Raw genomic sequence first — 16,739 nt, forward strand, 5'->3', positions numbered from 1 at the left:
TCGTCGTGCTTTTTGTGACCTTCGTGGTTTCCGGGATAACCCGTTCGGATGATCGGGCATCTCTTGTGGGGGCGGGGTGGTTTGTTAGGCTGCGGAGTGATCCGTCGTTTCCTGTTCCAGACCCCAGTCATTCCCATCCTGCTCCTGACCCTCTGCCACGGCGCGGAAGAGGAGGGAAAGCGTTACAACATCTCGGATTTCGGCGCGGTTGGCGATGGCGCGACCCTCAACACCACCGCGATTCAGAAAGCCATCGACCAGGCGGCGCAGCAGGGCGGGGGGACGGTGGAGATCCCGGCGGGCAGTTTCCGCAGCGGATCGGTTTTCCTGAAAAAGGGGGTCGGACTCCACCTTGCAGAAAACGCGGTGCTGCTCGGTTCCACCGACATCGGGGATTATCCGAAGCGGGAGACGCGCATCGAGGGACATTTCGAGCCATGGCGCATGGCGTTGGTGAACGCTTGTGAAATGGACCGGGTGCGCATCACCGGGAAGGGCGTGCTGGATGGGAACGGCATCACCTACTGGGCGAAATTCTGGCAGCGCCGCCGGGAGAATCCCAAGTGCACCAATCTCGAGGTCGAGCGTCCGCGGCTGATGTTCATCGACCGTTGCACGGACGTGCGTGTCGAGGGCGTTTCGCTCAGGTATTCCGGGTTCTGGAATCTCCATCTCTACCGTTGCAGCGATGTGGTCATCGACGGGGTCAGCATCACCGCGCCCACCCGCCACACCTCCCACCGGAACTACATGACGGCGGAGATCCTCAAGGGAATGGAAAAGGAGGCGTCCGTGAGGAACCTGCCTCTCAAGGACAACATCCTCGGACCCAGCACGGATGGCATCGACATCGACAGCTCGCGGAAGGTGACCGTCCGGAACTGCTACATCTCCGTCAACGACGACAACATCGCCCTCAAGGGCAGCAAGGGTCCGCTGGCGGATCAGGACAAGGACAGTCCGCCGGTGGAGGATATCCTGGTGGAAAACTGCGAGTTCGGAGACGGCAACGGCATGATCACCTGCGGCAGCGAGGCGACGAAGGTGCGGAACGTGACCGTGAGGAACTGCCGGATCACGGGAGACGCGACCGTGCTCACCCTCAAGCTCCGGCCGGACACACCGCAGCATTACGAACACATCCTGATCGAGAACATCACGCTGGAGGGCGGTGCCGGACGGGTGCTGAACGTCGCGCCGTGGACACAGTTTTTCGACCTGAAAGGCCATGCCCCGCCCGCGCGGACGGTGAACGACGTCACGTTGCGGAACATCACCGGCTCATTCCACAACTTCGGATCGCTGGGAGGGAATCCCGGCGACACCTTGCGCGACATCACCTTGGAAAACATCAACCTGCGGCTGGCGGACGCGCGTTTCCAACCGAAGGACGTGCGGAATCTCACCGTCAGGAATGTCGTGTTCAACGGCGTGCCCCATGAAGCGGCGGGAAAACCCGGGGAGTGACCCCGCGGATCGAAAACACCATCGCCGGCAGGCGCGGCTTGGCAATCGCCCGGCGATCTTCTATTGAAAGCCGCCGCATGAAAACCACGCCATCCCGGATCCTGTCGTTTCTCCTCCTCGCATTGCCCGCCCCGGCCGCTGACCAGCCGTGGATCGCGCTTTTCAACGGGAGGAACCTGGACGGCTGGACCCCGAAAATCTGCGGCCACGCCACGGGCGAGAATTTCGCCGGCACTTTCTCGGTCGAGGACGGAATCCTGAAGGCTTCCTACGACCGCTACCCGAAGTTCAACGGGCAATACGGCCATCTTTTCACCAACATCGCCTACTCGCGCTATGTCCTGCGGCTGGAATACCGCTTCGCCGGGAAAATGATGGCGGACGCCCCGGACTACGTGAACCTGAACAGCGGTGTGATGATCCACGCGCAGTCCCCGCAGAGCATGGGGCTGGAACAGGGTTTCCCGGTGAGCATGGAAGTGCAGTTCCTCGCGGACGAAGGGAAGGGGAAACGTCCCACCGCCAATGTCTGCACTCCCGGCACCAATCTGGAATTGGACGGGAAGCTGGTGAGGCAGCACATCGTCGCATCCGCCGCGCCGACCTTCCCGGCGGAGGAATGGGTGAAGGTCGAGGTGGAGGTGCATGGCAGCGAACAGGTCATCCACCGGATCAACGGCAGCGAGGTCCTGCGCTACCAGCGTCCGCAGCTCGATCCGCGCGATGAACTGGCTCCGGCGACGGATCTCCTGAAACTCGGATCCGCGAAGATCCTCAGCCACGGCTACATCGCCCTGCAGGCGGAAGGCCAGCCGGTCTGGTTCCGGAACATTGAACTCAAATCCCTTGAGGACCAGTGATTCCAAAATACCGGACTGGACGAATGGCATAATCCCGGCTTTATTCAGTGCCGCAAATCCCTATGAGCCTCCTTTTCTTCAAGCGTGTTCTGGCGAATCCCATCCGTGTGGGCTATATCGTTCCAAGTTCCGGATTCCTGACCCGCAAGACCGCGAAGCGTATCGATTTCTCGAAACCGCGCGTCGTCGTGGAGCTGGGACCCGGCGAGGGCTGCCACACCCGCCAGATCGTGCGCCGGATGAACGCCGACTCACGGCTCATCCTCATCGAGCTCGACGAGCATTTCGCGGATCACTTGAAAAAGCAGTTCGCCCATGACAAGCGGGTCACCGTTGTCCAGGCGGATGCGCTGCATCTGGTGGAAACCCTTGAGAAGCTCGGTGTTTCCAATCCCGACTACATCTACTCCGGCATTCCCTTCACCATCATGGACCGGAACCTGCGCGAGCGCCTGCTAGCGAACATCGCGAATTCCATGGGACCCGAGACCGTCTTCATCACCTATCAGGTGTCGCTGATGATTTCAGAGCACGAGCTTTTCGACCTGTCCAGAAGCGAGCAATGTCTCTTCAATGTCCCTCCCATCAAGGTGTTGGAACTGAAGAAGGCCTTGCCGGCGTGATGGATTCCTGATCGCAGGGACCATCGGAGATCGAGCAAACGTCATTCCGCCGGTTCCTGCAGCAGGTCCGACATGTGCACGAGGTCCGCCACGGACAAGGCCCCCATTTTTTTCATGACGCTCGAGCGGTGGGCCTTCACGGTGCGTTCCGCCGAACCGAGTTCCATGCTGATCAGCTTGTTCGGCAGCCCCGCGACCACACGCTGGTAGACCTCGTGCTCGGTCTCGGTGAGGCTGGCGCGGCGGCGGGCGAGATCCCTTCGTTTTTCTCCCGCGGCCCAGGCTTCGGATTCCTTGTCCAAAGCGGCCCGCACCGTGGCGACAAGGATGGACCGCGGGGTGGGCTTCGCAAGGAAGTCAAAAGCGCCGGACTTGATCGCCTGCACGCTCATGGGGATGCTGCCGTGTCCCGTCAGGAAGATCACCGGGAGACTCTCGCTCTTGCGCAGCAGGCTCTGGTGGAGTTCCAGCCCGCTGGGGCCGCCGGGCATCCGCACGTCGATGATGATGCAGCCGCGCAGGACCTCGTCGCGGAACATCAGGAAATCCGCGGCGGAGGCGTAGGCGCGTGTTTCGAAGCCTTCGGCGCGCAGGAGACGGCACATGGCGGAGCGGAGTCCTTCGTCGTCATCCACCAGGTAGACGACTTGATTCGGGGGGGGCGGGGTTTTCATAGGTCGGGTTTTTCAGTGTGAACGGGCAGAACCAGCCGGAAGGTGGCTCCACAGGGGGAGTTGTTTTCGGCGGTGATGCTGCCGCCGTGGGCTTCGGAGATGGAGCGGGCCAGCGACAGGCCGAGGCCCATGCCGTTGCTCTTGGAACTGTAGAACGACTCGAAGATCCGGGGCAGCATCTCGGGCGGGATCCCGTGTCCGTTGTCGGCGACACTGATCTCCACCCAGCCGTCGGATTTCAAGACGGTCGAAAGCGTGAGCGTCCGCCGGGTCATCGGAGTCCCGGCGCTCGCATCCATCGCATTGAGCATGAGGTTCAGCAGGATCTGCTCGATCTGGACGCGGTCGCCGGCGGCCAGTGGCAGATCCGGCGTGATCTGCGTGACGACCGAGACGCCGCGCCTGCGGACATCATGGGCGATGAGTTTTACCACGCCGCGCAACACCTCGTTGATGTCGAGCGGAACCATCCTGCATTCACCCTGGGTGATGAGGGACCGCACCCGGTTGATCGTCTCGCTGGCCCGCAGGTCGTCGCGGCGGATGTCCTCCAGGATCTGCCGCACTTCCGAAATGGACGGTTCGCGGAGCTGCAGCAGGATCTCCGCGGTCTCGGCATTGCTGAGGATGGCACCCAGCGGCTGGTTGATCTCATGGGCGATGGAGGCGACGAATTCTCCCAGAAGGGCGACGCGTGTCGCCCGGGCGAGGCTTTTCCGCGTTTCCTCCGCCTCGAACTGATCCGTGATGTTCTTGCTCATCACGATGAAGCACGGCTCTCCCCCGAGCAGGACGAGCTGGGTGGAGATGTTCATCCAGCGGCGTCCGCCCGTCGGGGTCCTGGTGGATTGCTCGAAGCCCAGCAGGGGCTTGGCGGAGATGAGGAAGGACTTGAAACGTTTTTTCGCGGCGCGGGTATCGAACATCCCGAGTTCCACCGGGGTTCTGCCCAGCGCCTGTTCCCGGCTGATTTCGTACATTTTCTCCCAGCTCGGATTCACATCAAGCAGGCGACCGTCCGCCTGCCGGATGATGCTGATGGCGGTGGGACTGCCATGGAACACGCCGGAGAACCGCTCTTCGGACTGGCGCAGCTCTTCGACCGCCTGGCGCTGGACGCTGATGTCCCGCCCGAGGCACTGGAACTCGTCGATCTTCCCCGCGTCGTTGAAGATCGGATAGTCGTCCCACGTCATCCAGGCGATTTTCCCATCGGACAGGATCACCTGGTGTTCCTGGGAAATGGGACGCTTGGTTTCGGTCATGGTCCGCACGGCTTGCAGGATCGTGTCTCGCCCGGACACCGGAATGAACGAGAGGAATTTTTTCCCCAGCAGGTCCTCCCTCGATTTGCCGAAATAGCGGCAATAGGCGTCGTTCACGAATGTCAGGGTGGTGTCCTCGCGATAGCGGCAGACCATTTCGCGCTGGCTCTCGATGACGGTCCGGTAGCGTTCCTCGCTGATTCTCAGCCGTTCCTCCGCGGCCTGGCGGCGGCGGCTGTGGATCAGTAGCGCAGCGATCAGCAGGGACTGCATCAGTGTGGCGATGGCGATGCTCAGGATCAGGTTCGGATGCTTGTCGAGCAGTTTCCCTGCGCCTGATTCGAAAAGATCCGTTACGTCGGGGGGCGGTGAGGCGGCCTCCGGCGTGGCTTCCGCAGCCATTCCGGCATCGGCGGAAAAAGCCGAGGTGGCGGTGAGGACACCCATTGCGATGACACCACACCAAGCCCGCGCGCACCGGCGCGCGGGAAGGCGGAACATCTTCCCGGACAGTCCCCGGGAAAAATTCTGATCCGTCTCTAACATCCCTAGATGGATGCCGTTCCGGACTGTTCATTACAAGCAGCAAATGACCTGCCGTTCCCACATCCGTCCCTGCGGCGGATTCAGGTGGCTTCCGACCTGGCGTCGTTTTCCGCTTTCGCCGCCTTGCGGCATTCGGCCACGAAATGGTTGCAGGCTTCCCGGCAGAGCAGGGGGATGGCCTGGGATTCCGCGAGACCGCCGGGAATGCCGTTGTAGCGGCTGGCCTCGCTGTCTTCCAAAGGGGTTTCCGGGGCGATCCGCCACAGGATTTTTTTCGCACACTGGTGTGCCGGTCCGCAAACCTCCCGGACTAGCCGTTGGGCTCCGGCGTCGCTGATGGTCCGGGCGAAACGGTACATCCCTGTCTGGCGGTCGAGTTTTTCCCGCAGGGTCTCGGTCTCCAGCGCACCAGCCCGGCTGGCGAGGAACAACCCGACGCCGGCCGGGTAGAACTGATCGAGCGCGAGCCGCAGGTCCTCCTCGTTTTCCAATGCCATCACCCATCCCTGCTTGAGATTCGTCTGGCCTTTGGCGAAGCGGTAGCTGCCGTCCGGGGCGTAGGTGGAGAGATCCCTGGCATCCGCCGGGCCCTCGTGCACCTCGAGTCCGCCGAACGCCGAATCCGTGGAACGTTCCGCGTCCTCATGATGGCAGATCACATAGGGATAGCCGTAAACATCGGTCTGGATCTCGAGTTCGCCGATGCGGTGGATTCCCGACCTGAGCAATTCGCGGAGCTGGAGGGCAATGGACATTTTCAACGAAAAATAGGGAGGGTTCTGGTTCAGCTCAACTTGTGGATCCTGTCAAAATCCGAGACCTGGTCCAGGATGACATCCGCCAGCAGCCGTTCGGTGCCGATGGCCGAGGTGTAGTAAAGCGTCTTGTTCCGGACGTGATGGGGATTGTGACGGAAAATCTCGCGCTGGCTGGCCGCCGCACCCACCTCATTCTCGATGCCGAGCAGCACGGGGATGTCCTGATACGAATGGAGTCCGTCCGAGATGAAGAACGGCACCACGATGACATTCGGTGTCAGCGCCATCTTGTCCCACCCGGCGATGAACGGCTGTTCCTCCATGAACGCATCGAGTACGGCGGCGTATCCGGCACCGGAGGCGGCGATGAGTTCGACCTGGTCGCGGATGGCTTTCGTGGAATTCTGGTTCAATCCCGTGCCATGACCCGTGATGATGAGGGTGGTTTGCGCGGGATCCACCCCGGGTGCCACCTCACGGGCCCGCTTCAGGATCAGGCCTGTCATCGAGCGGTGCACGCCGACCGGCAGGCAGTAGTGGTAGGTTTTTCCACCCACCACCGTGGTGGGACCGGTGAGCCGGAGCTCGCGGGGAATGACGTCCTGGGTGAAATAGCCTTCGCTGATGAAGTCCGGGACCACATAGATCTCCTCGGAATCGACCAGGTAGCCGGCCTCGCGCATCGACGGCTCTTCCTTCCAGAAACAGCAGTGTACCTCGGCGAAAATCCCGCGGGAACGGATCTCGTCCGCGTGTTCGAAGTAGGGCGTGGAGGAATCCGGATTCTCGGTGGAACCATGGCCGACGATGAGGAGGGCGCTGGATGGCTTCGGAGCGATGGGCATGCCGGGAGGTTGGCGGGGCTTGCGAGGATTGCAAGACCCGGAGGAGGTCCGTTATTTGGATTTCAACGAATCGAGGATTCCCGCGCAGCCATCCTCCAGCAGGGAAATGACATGGTTGAAGCCGATCTGGCCGCCATAGTAGGGGTCGGGGACACGGAGATCGTCGTGCTCGCGGCAGAAGCTGACCAGCGTGCGGATCTTGCCATGGTGGGCACCGGTGTGGTCGATTCCCATGACATCGGTGTGGTTCGACTCGTCCATGGTGACGATGAGATCGAATTTTTCCAGATCCTGCGCGGAGATGCGTCGCGCTTGGCCGCTGACGGTGTAGCCCTTGCGCAGCAGCGTCTCGGACATGCGGGAATCCGGCGGCGAGCCTTCGTGGTGGCTGATGGTGCCGGCGGAATCGATTTCGAATTCTCCGGACAATCCCGCGTCCTCGACCTGCTGGCGGAAGATGATTTCCGCCGCCGGCGAGCGGCAGATGTTTCCGAGACAGACGAACAGGACGCGGCGTGGGGAGATGAGCGGGGGCTGCATGGGGGTGGAGCGGGGTGGAAAACAGCTCAAAACAGGCTGCTGACAATGAAAAACCAAGATTTGCCGGGATTTGCAAGATTTCTGGAAATCCCGCGCAACCCTGACAGCATTGCGTGGTTGAGACACCACTACACACGTACTTTTATATGAAAAACTCCTGGATCATCCCTGTTGCAACCCTGGCGGTCGGTGCCGTCGGTGGATACATTTCCGGAAAGGGTTCGGAATCCGGCGGGCAGGCCCAGGCGCCTGAAGCGTCGTCCGCGCGGACACGCTCGTCCAACCGCCCCGAGTCCTCCGCCACTTCCGAGACGGTCAAGAAAACCCGCGCCCTCACCGCGGAACAGATCGCCCGCATGCCCGGAAATTCCAGCCGCATCCAGGCACTGCTGGGCTTCTATGAAGGTCTCTCCGCCGAACAGCTCGCCGAGGAAGCCACCAAACTCGACTCCCTGCCGATGAACGAGCGCATCATGGCCTCGATCCTCCTTTTCGGACGCTGGGCCGAGGTGGACCCCACGGCGGCCATGACTTTCTCCAACACGATGGGCTTTGCCGGTGGCTTCGTCCGTCCGACCATTCTTCAAAGCTGGGCCAGCGTGGACCCTGCGAACGCCGCGAAATACTATGCTGAAAATCCGCGTGAATTCGCGATGATGGGCATGGGCGGACGCGGTGGCCCGATGGGAGGAGGACAGGACGGCGCCTCCATCATCGCCGCCGAGTGGGCGCGCCAGGACCCCGCCGCCGCCCTGGCGTGGGCTTCCTCACTCACCAACGGAAAAGGCGACGCGATGAACTCCGTCATCACCGAGATGGCGAAGACCGATCCACGGAAAGCCGCCGGCATGATCAGCCAGATGGATCCGGACGACCAGGCGGCCGCCTACCGCAGCGTCGCCGCGCAATACGGCGCGCTCGATTTCACCGAGGCGCAGAACTGGATCCGCACGCTTCCTGCCGATGACCAGGCCGCCGCGCTCGCTTCCGCCATCGGCGGGCTGTCGAATACCGACCCCGCCGCCGCCGCCAAGCAGCTTGCCTCCATGCCCGAGGGTGATGCCCGCGACCGGGCCACCAACGACGTGATCGGCGATCTCGCCCGCGTCGACCCGCAGGCCGCCGCGGATTTCCTGAAATTGCAGGAAAGCGACCGCGCCCAACGCGACGGAATGCGGGAGCTCATCCCCATCTGGACCAGCCAGAATCCCGCCGCCGCCAGCAGTTACATCAGTTCCCTCCCGCAGGGACCCACACGTGACAGCGCCATCGGGCCTTATGTCTGGAGCAACAACACCAGCCCGCCGAAGGACCTGATCGCGCTCGCCGAGAGCATGGAGGACGACGGCGACAGGGAACGCACCGTCGGTGTCGCATACATGCGCTGGATGCGTGAGGACGCGACCGCTGCGAAGGCATCGATCGCCGCCTCCACCGTCCTCTCGGACGAGGCCAAGGAGCGGCTTAGCAACGGTGGCGGCATGTGGGGCGGTGGCCCGGGCCGTGGCCGTCGTGGCGGAAACAACTGATACTCCGCGACCGATATTTCCCAAGCCGCATCCCCTCCGTGGGGTGCGGCTTTTTCATGTATTTGCGGCATGCGTTCGTGCTTGAGTCCGGCGTCCGGGATGTGAGTATCGGACCCAACTCATGAAAGTCACCGTTTTCAGCACCAAGCCCTATGACGAACAGTTCCTGCGGAGGCACAACCAGGCTTCCAACCATGAGCTGGTCTTCATCGAAAACCGGCTCACTTCGGAAACCGCGGCACTTGCGGAAGGGTCGCCTGCGATCTGTGCTTTCGTGAATGACGAGCTCAACGCGAGGACCCTTGCCAAGCTCGCGGCGGGCGGGACCCGGTTCGTCGCGCTGCGCTGCGCGGGTTTCAACAACGTGGACCTGGCGGCCGCGGAAGCACACTGCATCCAGGTCGCCCGTGTCCCAGCGTATTCACCCCACGCGGTGGCCGAGCATGCGGTGGCCCTGCTGCTCTGCCTGAACCGCCACGTCCACAAGGCGTACAACCGTGTGCGCGAGGGGAATTTCTCCATCGACGGCCTGATGGGGGAGGACCTTCACGGCAAGACCGTGGGAGTCGTCGGCACGGGCACCATCGGAGCGATCTTCGCCGGCATCATGCGTGGATTCGGCTGCGAGGTGCTCGCCTACGACGTGGTGGAGAATCCCGATTGCCTGAAGGCCGGGGTCCGCTACGTGAGCCAGGAAGAGCTGTTCTCCCGCTCGAACGTCATCAGCCTGCACTGCCCCCTCATGCCGCAGACGCACCACCTCATCGACGGACACACGCTTGCCGGAATGCGCGACGGCGTCTTCATCATCAATACCAGCCGTGGCGCGCTCATCGATACCGAGGCCGCCACCGCCGCCATCAAGAGCGGCCGCATCGGCGGACTGGCGCTCGATGTTTATGAGGAGGAGTCCGAGCTGTTTTTCGACGATCATTCGGACCATGTCATCCAGGACGATGTCTTCATGCGTCTCACAACGTTTCCCAACGTCCTGATCACCGGCCACCAGGCGTTCTTCACCAACGAGGCGATGACACACATTTCCATGACCACATTCTCGAACCTCGCCGACTTCGAGAATGGCCGGGACTGCCCGAACCTCGTGAAGGCGAAGGCGAACTGAGGGGGGCGCGTGGCGGCGGCTTCCCGTCAGAGCACCGTCGCGGTGACATCGATCACCTCCGCGCCTTCCTCGATCTCGATCTCCCGGCTGAAGGTGTCGATGGCGGTCTTGCCGACCTTGCGGGTATCCATCATCGAATAACCGCCGATGAGCACGGGGCCGACGATCGGGAGCCAGCGCGAAAGCGATTTGCCCACGGCCTTCTGGGTGACGTGGATGCCGATCTTCCGCAGGGTCTGCTGGATGATCCGCAGGCTGCCGCGCCTGATGATGACCCGCTCGCCGACGCGGGCGACCACGTCGCGCAGGAGCATCGCGGCACCGTGGCGGAACAGGCAGTAAACCATCATCTGCCGGTTGAGCAGGGAGGTTTTCCCGTAACAGGCGGCGATGTCGGCCACCATCTGCTGCTGGATCTGCCATACCTTGAGCAGATCGGGAATCACGGTGAGCATCCCCATGGGCCCGGGGGGGACGGCCAGGGTGGCCGAGAGCGCCCCGGCCATCAGCCCGGCGGTGCGGACGATCTCCGCCGCCCGTTTCCCCGGATTCGTGCTGACCGGTTCGTTCGAGGTGGGGATCTGCAGGGCCAGGTTTTCCAGGACCCGGAGAAAGGGGTTTTCTGCGGGCGGTGCGAGTTCCGCGCCCCGGTCGTCGGATTCCATTCCATTTCCATGGAACAGGGATGCCGCGGGTTCAACAGGATTTGTCGCAAGATGGAGAAAGTTCTGTGGACGCGGTCACAAGCTGGGTGAAGATAACGGGTCACTCTCCATGAAAAATCATCACTCGAAGCTGCTGACCATCGGCGTGACGGCAGCCGCCACCACCGTGGCCACCCTGCTTGTGAACAATCTCGTTTCCGGGGAGAAAAAAATCCGCAGGAAGATTCCCCGGCGGTATGGCATTTCGGATTCGCAGTTCGAGCGGTCCATGAGCCAGCTGATGGGACCTCCGATCCTGGATGGAAACCGGGTCACGCCGTTGCATAACGGCGTGGAGATTTTCCCCGCGATGCTGGCCGGGATCGCCTCCGCCACCACCACGATCACGTTCGAAACGTATATCTTCACCGCGGGAGAGGTGGTGAACCAGTTCGTGGAGGCCCTCTCCGCCAGGGCGCGGGAGGGGGTGAGGGTGCACGTCCTGCTGGACGGCATCGGCTGCGATTGCGTGGAGGGCGCACCCCTCCGGAAGATGCGCGAGGCGGGCGTGGAGGTGGAGGTCTATCACCTGAAGAACCTGGGACGCTTCAACCAGCGCACGCACCGCAAGCTGCTGGTGATCGATGGAAAACTGGGTTTCACCGGAGGGGTGGGCATCGCGGACGAATGGCTTGGAAACGCGGATGCTCCGGAGCACTGGCGCGACACGCACTACCGCGTGGAGGGACCGGTGGTGGCGCAGCTCCAGGCGGCCTTCATGGACAACTGGATGAAAACCCACGCCACCGTCCTGCATGGGAACGCCTACTTTCCCGCCATCGAAAGCGTGGGGCCGCGCCGTTGCCAGATGTTCAAGAGCTCGCCGATGGAAGGCAGCGAGAGCGCGAGGCTGATGTATCTGCTCTCCATCACCGCCGCGGAGAAATGTCTGCGGGTGGGCAACGCCTATTTCGTTCCGGACGACCTTGTCACCGAGGCGCTGATCGCAGCCGTGACGCGTGGCGTGACAGTGGAGGTGCTGGTGCCCGGCGCGCACCTGGACTCGAAACTCGTCCGCAGGGCCTCGCGCCACCGCTGGGGGCGTCTGCTGGAAAACGGGGTGCGGATTTTCGAATATCAACCGACGATGTACCACTGCAAGACGATGATCATCGACGACCTGTGGGTCTCGGTGGGATCGGCGAATTTCGACAACCGCTCGTTCCGGCTGAATGACGAGGCGAACCTGAACGTGTTTGGTGAGGACTTCGCGCGTGCCGAGAGCGAGGTGTTCCGCAGGGATCTGGAGAATGCCCGCGAGGTGACCTTCGAGGAATGGAAACGAAGACCCCTGTTGGAAAAAGTGAGCGACGCCACGGTGGCGCTGCTGCGTTCGCAGGTGTGACCTACCGGCATGCGTTCCGTGAATTCTCCAGCCATCCGTATCCGGCGCACCCGTGCCTCGGGTTTGGAAATGCATGCCCTGTTCATGGGAGAATCTCCGGATGCGGCGATCCCCACCTATGTTCTCGTCCACGGGCTGGGGATGTCCGGCCGCTACATGATGCCGACCGCCGAACTGCTGGCCGCCCACGGACGGGTGGTGGTGCCGGACCTGCCGGGCTTCGGGGGGAGTGAAAAGCCCTCCCGCGCGCTCACCATTCCCGAACTGGCGGACGGGCTGGCCGCCTGGATGGCGGCGCACGATCTGCCTCCATCCGTCCTCATCGGGAATTCCCTCGGCGCGCAGGTCATTGCGGATCTGGCCGTGCGCCATCCGCATTTCGTCGAACGTGCGGTGTTGGTGGCTCCCACGGTGGACCCTGGGGCACGGCGTGTTTCCACCCAAACCCTTCGCTTGCTGGCCGATGCCCTCCGCGAACCGCTGCGGTTGTATCCCATCGCGCTGGGGGACTATTTCCGCGCGGGCTTCCGCCGTTCCTGGCGGACCCTGCGTCACGCGTTGGTCGATCCCATCGTGGAAAAACTGCCTTCTGTGGCGTGTCCGGTGCTCATCGTGCGGGGCGGGCGGGATCCCATCGTGCCGCAGGGATGGGTGGAGCAGGCCGCCGGACTGATCCCGGATGTCCGGCTGGTCACGTTTCCCGAGGCGGCCCATGCGGTGAATTTCAACTCGCCGGGGCGGCTGGTGGAGGAGATCCTCCGGTTCCAGGGCCGCTGATTTCGCCCAAAACCCGTTCTCGACAGGGGCGTTTCTCCCGCATATTTTTCCCGCTCTTTCACCAACACATCCATGATTCGCAAACTCATCCCCGGCGCTCTCGCCATCGGTCTCATCGCCTCCGCGTCCGCCCAGCCAGATGCCGCCGCCAAAACAGAGGCAGCGCCAAAGACAGAAGCCGCAACGCCTGCCGTTGAAGTGCCGGCCAAGCCGAAGCTTGATCCCGCCGTCATCAAGTCGGACTCCTCGTACGCCCTTGGTTTCCGCACCGGTGGAGGATTCGTCCAGCAGTTCGGCAGATTCGGCGTTGGTGCCGATGATCTGGACATGGAAACCTTCATCAAGGGCTTCAGCGCCGCCATCAAGGGTGGCAAGCCCGAGCTTGAGGAAGCCCGCCTCCAGGCCGCCATGGAAGCCCTCGGCGAACTGCTGCAAGGCCGTGAAAAGGACCTCGCCGCCAAGAACCTCGAGGCTGGCAAGAAATTCCTCGCGGAAAATGGCAAGCGCAAGGAAGTCACCACCACCAAGAGCGGCCTCCAATACGAGGTGCTCGCCAAGGGCGGTGAGGAAAAATACGTCGCACCCAAGGAAGGCGCCGAGGACAACAAGCAGTTCCTCGTCAACTACAAGGGCACGCTCATCGACGGCCGCCAGTTCGACGCCTCCCCGGAAGGCCAGCCTGTGCCGATGACCCTCCAGGTCGTCCCCGGCTTCAAGGAAGCCCTCACCACCATGCCCGTCGGAGCCAAGTGGAAGCTCTTCCTTCCTAGCGAACTCGCCTACGGCGAAGAGCGCCGCAGCGCCGAGATCGCTCCTAACAGCACCCTCATTTTCGAACTCGAGCTCGTGAAGATCGAGGACGCGCCCGCCCCACAAGGCATGCCGTTCCAAATGCCAGGTGCTCCAGGCGGCGCTCCTCAAGGCGCCCCCGAAGGTGCCCCCGAAGGCGAATAATCCGCCATCCCCACTTCAAGGGCCGCCGGGTGACCGGCGGCCTTTTTTTGTCTGGTTCTTCCATCGGGTGGCGCTTCAGAGCATGTGGACTTTTCCTGCCGGGGGAGTCGGTCATCTTTAGCGAGGAGCATCGGTCATCGTTCTCCCCGGGAATCTCGATCCACTCCGGCAGTCATCTGGAAACCGAAAAATCAGTCATTCCCACTGCGGAGGCTCCCTATCTTCATCCCGGAGGGATCTCGGAAATTAGCCACGGGTGAAGGAGCGCCAGCGACGGAACCCGGGGTGAGAGATCCCCACAAACCCGCACCCCGGAGGGGTGCCGGAACCGTCGCATATTTCCAAACGCAAAATTACACCGCATGGCGCACCAGCCCCTTGCGCGTCCCCAACCACCAACACACCACGCTCAACGTCCAACCGGCCGCCACGCTCACCGCCAGCTTGCGGATGTCCCCAAGCACGAACGGTGCGACAACGGCGGACATCAGTGCGAACAAAAGCATCTGCACGAACCCTTGCAACGATGCCGCCAATCCCCGCGCCTCCGGGAAAAGATCCATCGTCCGCAACGTCATCGCCGGTGACCCGAGGGCGAGGCCGAACATGTAAACCATGCCCGGCAGCACCGCCCACGGGATAGAGGGAGTGAGGAGATGGGCGTAAAGGAGATTCACCACCATCGCCGCCGCCATCACTCCGTAGGCGATCCAGATCAGCCGCGTCGGCGGGAATTTCATCGCCAGCCGGGCGGACAACGCCGATCCGGCGGACATGCCGACAATGATCGGGATGAACAACCACGCGAACGCCGTTTCCGGCAGGTGAAGCACGTGCATCACGAAATCCGACCCCGTGCTGATGTAGAGCGAGAACCCCGCGAACCCGAGGCCGATGCCCAGCGATTGCAGCAGGAAATCCCCATGACACGCCACCCGCACATAGCTGCGGATCATCGATCCCAGGTGCAGCGGCGCCCGATCCTCCACCGCCAGGCTCTCCGGCAGCAGCTTCCACGCGGCGATGCCCATCGCCAGGCTGGCCAGCGCGAGGAAGGCGAACACCGCCCGCCAGCCATACCACACCTGAAGCCAGCCGCCGACCACCGGAGCCACCGCCGGCGCGAGGCTGAAAACCATCGTCACATAGGACATCACCTTCTGCCCCATCTGGCCGGGGAAGAGATCCCGGATGACGGCCCTGCCCACCACCGATCCCGCACCCGCCGAAAGTCCCTGGAGAGCCCGGAAGCCCAGCAGCCAATGGAACGAGGGCGCGCACATCGCCCCCACGGACCCCGCCACATAGCCGGCCACCGCCCAAAGGATCACCCGCCGCCGGCCGAACGTGTCCGACAGCGTGCCGTAGAACAACATCATGAACGCGAACGTGAAAAGATACACGCTCAGCGTCTGCTGCACATGTTCCCGATCCACCCCCAGGCTCCGCCCGATGTCGCCGAACGACGGCAGATAGGCATCGATCGAAAACGCCCCGAGCATCGACAGCCCGCTCAAGATCCAAACCAACGCCCACTGCTTCTTCATCCCGGCCGGGAGGGTAGGGGGCGGGGGAGGAAAAGCAATGGCGGTTCGCGGTATGCCCGGTTTCCGTGTCAGCCCAATCAAGGAGCGGCGGACTCCGATCCGCCAAGCCCATGAGCGGCCAATGTATAGCGGAAACCGCCCGCCATTGTCCCCGCATGGGCAGGGCGATTCGGAGATCGCCCCTCCTTGCCGTCGTCCCCAGCCCCAAGGAGCGGCGGACTCCGATCCGCCAAGCCCATGAGCGGCCAATGTACAGCGGAAACCGCCCCCCATTGTCCCCGCATGGACAGGGGCGATTCAGAGATCGCCCCTCCTTGCCGTCGTCCCCAGCCCCAAGGAGCGGCGGACTCCGATCCGCCAAGCCCATGAGCCGCCAATGTACAGCGGAAACCGCCCGCCATTGTCCTCCCATGGACAGGGGCGATTCGGAGATCGCCGCTCCTTGTTCCACCTCCTTTCTTTCTGATGGAGCGCCGCGTCACTCCACGTTTATTCTCCCGCAAGACCATGCAGCACTTCCCCGAAATCCAGCTCACCTTTCAAGAAGCCCGTGTCCTGGGCTGCTTGTTGGAAAAAGAAATCCTCACACCCGGCAGCTACCCGCTCACCCACAATTCCCTTCTGCTCGCCTGCAACCAGACCTCCAGCCGGGATCCCATCACGCACTTCACCGGTGAGGAGGTTTCGGAAGCCCTGCGCGGACTCTCGGAGAAATACCTGGTCGAAAAGATCCTCGGCGGCCGCGCGCCGAAATACGAACACAGCCTCCCGGACGTGCTGAGCCTGCAACCGGCCGAGCGAGCCGTCCTGACGGTCCTGCTGCTGCGCGGCACCCAGAGCGCCGGCGAGATCCGCCAGCGCACCGACCGCCTGCACAACTTCTCCTCACTTGAGGAAGTGGAGGAAACGCTCTCGTGGTTCATCGAATACCCGCACGGCCCGCTCGTCCGGCGCATCCCCGTCGGCGAAGGCCGCCGCGTCGAAAGCTTCGCCCACCTCCTGTCATCCGGCGTGACGGACAGCCCGCCCGTCACCGCAGCCGCCCTTCCCGCAGCAGCCGAAAGCCCGCAGGAAAACGACTGGCGCGCCGAAATGGAGGCGCGGATCGAAAAACTCGAATACGAGATCGCCGTGCTCAAAGCCCGCCAGATGCCGTAGGGGAGTAATCGAAACGCGGAGTTG

At 62.8% G+C, this 16,739-nt stretch carries 16 protein-coding genes; 9 read left to right on the forward strand and 7 right to left on the reverse strand.

Annotated elements, in window-relative coordinates; translation table 11 throughout:
- Positions 1 to 48 precede the first annotated feature (48 nt).
- The 3 genes from JIN84_RS00975 to JIN84_RS00985 all read left to right on the forward strand — a co-directional run bounded on the left by JIN84_RS00975 (position 49) and on the right by JIN84_RS00985 (position 2,950).
- A complete protein-coding gene (locus tag JIN84_RS00975; RefSeq protein ID WP_200349139.1) occupies positions 49 to 1,467 on the forward strand; it encodes a glycoside hydrolase family 28 protein in 1,419 nt (472 codons plus the stop codon).
- A gap of 77 nt (positions 1,468 to 1,544) precedes the next feature.
- Positions 1,545 to 2,327, forward strand: a complete 783-nt coding sequence (locus tag JIN84_RS00980; protein ID WP_200349140.1) for a 3-keto-disaccharide hydrolase — start codon at positions 1,545 to 1,547, stop codon at positions 2,325 to 2,327.
- A gap of 62 nt (positions 2,328 to 2,389) precedes the next feature.
- Positions 2,390 to 2,950, forward strand: a complete 561-nt coding sequence (locus tag JIN84_RS00985) for a class I SAM-dependent methyltransferase (protein WP_200349141.1) — start codon at positions 2,390 to 2,392, stop codon at positions 2,948 to 2,950.
- Between the two features lie 41 nt (positions 2,951 to 2,991).
- On the opposite strand, the gene JIN84_RS00990 is transcribed toward JIN84_RS00985, so the two are convergent.
- The 5 genes from JIN84_RS00990 to JIN84_RS01010 all read right to left on the reverse strand — a co-directional run bounded on the left by JIN84_RS00990 (position 2,992) and on the right by JIN84_RS01010 (position 7,578).
- Positions 2,992 to 3,624, reverse strand: a complete 633-nt coding sequence (locus JIN84_RS00990) for a response regulator transcription factor (protein WP_200349142.1) — start codon at positions 3,622 to 3,624, stop codon at positions 2,992 to 2,994.
- Positions 3,621 to 5,336 carry a PAS domain-containing sensor histidine kinase gene (locus tag JIN84_RS00995; protein WP_200349143.1) on the reverse strand — a complete coding sequence of 572 codons (1,716 nt, stop codon included), beginning with the start codon at positions 5,334 to 5,336 and terminating at the stop codon, positions 3,621 to 3,623. The genes JIN84_RS00990 and JIN84_RS00995 overlap by 4 nt, the downstream gene beginning before the upstream one ends.
- A gap of 179 nt (positions 5,337 to 5,515) precedes the next feature.
- Positions 5,516 to 6,190 (reverse strand): DR2241 family protein, encoded by a 675-nt coding sequence (locus tag JIN84_RS01000; protein ID WP_200349144.1) that lies wholly within the window; start codon positions 6,188 to 6,190, stop codon positions 5,516 to 5,518.
- 29 nt (positions 6,191 to 6,219) lie between these two features.
- Positions 6,220 to 7,038, reverse strand: a complete 819-nt coding sequence (locus JIN84_RS01005) for a CbiX/SirB N-terminal domain-containing protein (RefSeq protein ID WP_200349145.1) — start codon at positions 7,036 to 7,038, stop codon at positions 6,220 to 6,222.
- 51 nt (positions 7,039 to 7,089) lie between these two features.
- The gene (locus JIN84_RS01010) at positions 7,090 to 7,578 is read right to left on the reverse strand and encodes a low molecular weight protein-tyrosine-phosphatase (protein ID WP_200349146.1); all 489 of its coding nucleotides are present in this window, start codon (positions 7,576 to 7,578) and stop codon (positions 7,090 to 7,092) included.
- Between the two features lie 146 nt (positions 7,579 to 7,724).
- Between JIN84_RS01010 and JIN84_RS01015 the strand changes: the two genes are divergently transcribed.
- Together JIN84_RS01015 and JIN84_RS01020 are read left to right on the forward strand one after the other, a co-directional pair.
- Positions 7,725 to 9,107, forward strand: coding sequence for a hypothetical protein (locus JIN84_RS01015; protein ID WP_200349147.1), 1,383 nt, complete (start codon positions 7,725 to 7,727; stop codon positions 9,105 to 9,107).
- 121 nt (positions 9,108 to 9,228) lie between these two features.
- Positions 9,229 to 10,230: a 2-hydroxyacid dehydrogenase gene (locus JIN84_RS01020; RefSeq protein WP_200349148.1), complete on the forward strand. Its 1,002-nt coding sequence runs from the start codon at positions 9,229 to 9,231 to the stop codon at positions 10,228 to 10,230.
- 26 nt (positions 10,231 to 10,256) lie between these two features.
- On the opposite strand, the gene JIN84_RS01025 is transcribed toward JIN84_RS01020, so the two are convergent.
- Positions 10,257 to 10,895: a hypothetical protein gene (locus JIN84_RS01025; protein WP_200349149.1), complete on the reverse strand. Its 639-nt coding sequence runs from the start codon at positions 10,893 to 10,895 to the stop codon at positions 10,257 to 10,259.
- Between the two features lie 109 nt (positions 10,896 to 11,004).
- Here JIN84_RS01025 and JIN84_RS01030 point away from each other — a divergent pair, with 109 nt between their 5' ends.
- The 3 genes from JIN84_RS01030 (at position 11,005) to JIN84_RS01040 (ending at position 14,010) form a co-directional block, all read left to right on the forward strand.
- Entirely contained in the window at positions 11,005 to 12,279 is a 1,275-nt protein-coding gene (locus JIN84_RS01030; RefSeq protein ID WP_200349150.1) for a phospholipase D-like domain-containing protein, read from the forward strand.
- A gap of 18 nt (positions 12,280 to 12,297) precedes the next feature.
- Entirely contained in the window at positions 12,298 to 13,056 is a 759-nt protein-coding gene (locus JIN84_RS01035; RefSeq protein WP_325099539.1) for an alpha/beta fold hydrolase, read from the forward strand.
- A gap of 72 nt (positions 13,057 to 13,128) precedes the next feature.
- The gene (locus tag JIN84_RS01040) at positions 13,129 to 14,010 is read left to right on the forward strand and encodes an FKBP-type peptidyl-prolyl cis-trans isomerase N-terminal domain-containing protein (protein WP_200349152.1); all 882 of its coding nucleotides are present in this window, start codon (positions 13,129 to 13,131) and stop codon (positions 14,008 to 14,010) included.
- 353 nt (positions 14,011 to 14,363) lie between these two features.
- Here JIN84_RS01040 and JIN84_RS01045 read toward each other — a convergent pair whose 3' ends face one another.
- Positions 14,364 to 15,557 (reverse strand): multidrug effflux MFS transporter, encoded by a 1,194-nt coding sequence (locus tag JIN84_RS01045; RefSeq protein WP_200349153.1) that lies wholly within the window; start codon positions 15,555 to 15,557, stop codon positions 14,364 to 14,366.
- Between the two features lie 507 nt (positions 15,558 to 16,064).
- Between JIN84_RS01045 and JIN84_RS01050 the strand changes: the two genes are divergently transcribed.
- Positions 16,065 to 16,715, forward strand: coding sequence for a DUF480 domain-containing protein (locus JIN84_RS01050; RefSeq protein ID WP_200349154.1), 651 nt, complete (start codon positions 16,065 to 16,067; stop codon positions 16,713 to 16,715).
- Positions 16,716 to 16,739 lie beyond the last annotated feature (24 nt).

The sequence above is a fragment of the Luteolibacter yonseiensis genome, assembly GCF_016595465.1.
GTDB classification, from domain to species: domain Bacteria; phylum Verrucomicrobiota; class Verrucomicrobiia; order Verrucomicrobiales; family Akkermansiaceae; genus Luteolibacter; species Luteolibacter yonseiensis.

Bases quoted from the DNA above. Each gene is read 5' to 3' on its own strand.
- JIN84_RS01040 (WP_200349152.1), top strand. From the start codon at position 13,129: ATGATTCGCAAACTCATCCCCGGCGCTCTCGCCATCGGTCTCATCGCC.
- JIN84_RS00985 (WP_200349141.1), top strand. From the start codon at position 2,390: ATGAGCCTCCTTTTCTTCAAGCGTGTTCTGGCGAATCCCATCCGTGTG.
- JIN84_RS01045 (WP_200349153.1), bottom strand. From the start codon at position 15,557: ATGAAGAAGCAGTGGGCGTTGGTTTGGATCTTGAGCGGGCTGTCGATG.
- JIN84_RS00995 (WP_200349143.1), bottom strand. From the start codon at position 5,336: ATGGGTGTCCTCACCGCCACCTCGGCTTTTTCCGCCGATGCCGGAATG.
- JIN84_RS00975 (WP_200349139.1), top strand. From the start codon at position 49: ATGATCGGGCATCTCTTGTGGGGGCGGGGTGGTTTGTTAGGCTGCGGA.
- JIN84_RS00980 (WP_200349140.1), top strand. From the start codon at position 1,545: ATGAAAACCACGCCATCCCGGATCCTGTCGTTTCTCCTCCTCGCATTG.
- JIN84_RS01025 (WP_200349149.1), bottom strand. From the start codon at position 10,895: ATGGAATCCGACGACCGGGGCGCGGAACTCGCACCGCCCGCAGAAAAC.
- JIN84_RS01020 (WP_200349148.1), top strand. From the start codon at position 9,229: ATGAAAGTCACCGTTTTCAGCACCAAGCCCTATGACGAACAGTTCCTG.
- JIN84_RS01000 (WP_200349144.1), bottom strand. From the start codon at position 6,190: ATGTCCATTGCCCTCCAGCTCCGCGAATTGCTCAGGTCGGGAATCCAC.
- JIN84_RS01050 (WP_200349154.1), top strand. From the start codon at position 16,065: ATGCAGCACTTCCCCGAAATCCAGCTCACCTTTCAAGAAGCCCGTGTC.
- JIN84_RS00990 (WP_200349142.1), bottom strand. From the start codon at position 3,624: ATGAAAACCCCGCCCCCCCCGAATCAAGTCGTCTACCTGGTGGATGAC.
- JIN84_RS01010 (WP_200349146.1), bottom strand. From the start codon at position 7,578: ATGCAGCCCCCGCTCATCTCCCCACGCCGCGTCCTGTTCGTCTGTCTC.
- JIN84_RS01030 (WP_200349150.1), top strand. From the start codon at position 11,005: ATGAAAAATCATCACTCGAAGCTGCTGACCATCGGCGTGACGGCAGCC.
- JIN84_RS01015 (WP_200349147.1), top strand. From the start codon at position 7,725: ATGAAAAACTCCTGGATCATCCCTGTTGCAACCCTGGCGGTCGGTGCC.
- JIN84_RS01005 (WP_200349145.1), bottom strand. From the start codon at position 7,038: ATGCCCATCGCTCCGAAGCCATCCAGCGCCCTCCTCATCGTCGGCCAT.